The 838-nt window shown below is 67.1% G+C and carries 1 pseudogene; it reads right to left on the reverse strand.

The features are described from left to right. Positions 1-838, reverse strand: a pseudogene (locus BRAS3809_RS24345) (flagellin N-terminal helical domain-containing protein); the annotation flags it as partial.

Raw genomic sequence — 838 nt, forward strand, 5'->3', positions numbered from 1 at the left:
GGCCTGCAGGTTGTTGGCTGCGAGCTTCGCGTTGAGGTCGTTCAGAGACTTGACCTGCCCTGTCCCCAATCCGAACGTGATGCTGGTCGCCGTGCCACCTCCTGTGGCGCCGACCGTCAGCGTCTGTCCCGACAGGCCGTCACCCACCGCGCTCAATCCGAGCTTGGCCAAGGTGCCGCTGCTGCCCGAGAGCGTCAATCCGGCCGCCGGCGGCGTCAGGGTGATCGCGCCCGCGGAGATCGAGGCGGTCACGCCGGTCTGCGTCTGGATCGCCGACAGCAGGTTGCTGACGGTGTCGCCGATGCCGATGTTGGTGCCCGTCGACGACGTGCCGGTGACGAAGGTGAAGGTGGTGCCGTTGACGACCAGCGTCTCACCGGAGGTGATGCCGGTGGCGAGGTCGTTCGACGAGGTGCCCGGCGTGCCCGACAGCTTGGTCGAGCCGGTGATCGCCGACGCGGCCGAGGTGTTGTCGTTGTTCACGACCGAGCCGGTCACCGCCGTCGAGCTGGAGCCCAGCAGGTCGGTGGCGGTGGCACCGGACAGCGCCGCCGAGGTCACGCTCGACTTGGTGGAGTAACCCACCGCGCTCTGCAGGACCTGGTTGGCGATCGACTTGGCGCTTCGACGAGCTTCTGCAGCGAGGTGATGCCGGTGTTGGCGGCCTGCAGCACCTGCACGCCGTTGCCGATGCCGTCGAGCAGATTGGAGATGTCGGAAGCGCGGTTGTCGAGACCCTGGGCGGTGAAGAAGTTGGTCGGGTTGTCGAGCGCCGAGTTGACCTTCTTGCCCGTGGAGAGGTTGTTCTGCGTGGTGGCGAGGAGCTGAGCCGTCGACT

It is taken from the genome of Bradyrhizobium sp. STM 3809 (assembly GCF_000239795.1).
In the GTDB taxonomy this organism is placed as follows: Bacteria; Pseudomonadota; Alphaproteobacteria; order Rhizobiales; family Xanthobacteraceae; genus Bradyrhizobium.